This window comes from Acetobacterium wieringae (assembly GCF_001766835.1).
GTDB lineage: Bacteria > Bacillota > Clostridia > Eubacteriales > Eubacteriaceae > Acetobacterium > Acetobacterium wieringae.
This window is the reverse complement of the sequence record NZ_LKEU01000019.1, coordinates 1-641: the sequence shown is the minus strand read 5'-3', so window position 1 is coordinate 641 and position 641 is coordinate 1. Positions and strand designations below refer to the sequence as shown.

Annotated in this window: 2 protein-coding genes; one reads left to right on the top strand and one right to left on the bottom strand. The window is 43.5% G+C overall.

What is annotated here, in order from left to right:
• Positions 1-53 precede the first annotated feature (53 nt).
• Positions 54-290, bottom strand: a complete 237-nt coding sequence (locus tag ACWI_RS18405) for an ATP-binding protein (RefSeq protein ID WP_242871576.1) — start codon at positions 288-290, stop codon at positions 54-56.
• On the opposite strand from ACWI_RS18405, the gene ACWI_RS18400 reads away from it, so the two are divergent.
• A partial coding sequence (locus ACWI_RS18400) for an ATP-binding protein (protein WP_175440899.1) occupies positions 271-641 on the top strand: 371 nt, incomplete at its 3' end. The genes ACWI_RS18405 and ACWI_RS18400 overlap by 20 nt on opposite strands.

The window sequence follows — 641 nt, the reverse complement described above, 5'->3', positions numbered from 1 at the left end:
GCCTGCAATGCTTTGAGTTTTATCGAAATCGCTTCGCATTTCAGCTTGCAAAACTATGGATTTTCCATAATGCAACATTCTGTATTTTTAACTTGCAACTTTCTGCAAAAAGTACTTGCAAAAAACACCGCATAACCAACTTCATCAATAATCAGGATATTGGGTTTATTCAGTGTTTTAAGTTTGCGATGAATGCGCCCGGAAACAATATTTTCCTGAATCATTGAAATCAGTTCATGAGCACTGAGAAAATAAGCGGTATAGCCACTTTTGATCGCACATACCGCCAACCCAACGGCCAGATGGGTTTTGCCATTATGTAAAGATTCACATAATGGCAAAACCTACCTCAGCAATGCTCTGGGTAATGCCGCCTGTCGGAAATTCAAATCGGTCCGCTACATCCGAATGCCGGAACTGCTGGATGAGTTAAGTGTTGCCAAGGGCTGTGGCACCTTCCGTAAGACCATCAAAACCTATCAGAAGGTTGAACTGCTGATTCTCGATGAATGGTTGATCCGCACCCTGGAACCACAGGAAGCCTATGATCTGCTTGAGATTGTCGAAACCCGCTGTAAGGAAGGTTCCATTATCTTCTGCACCCAATACGAGATGGAAGGCTGGTATGAACGCATCAATCC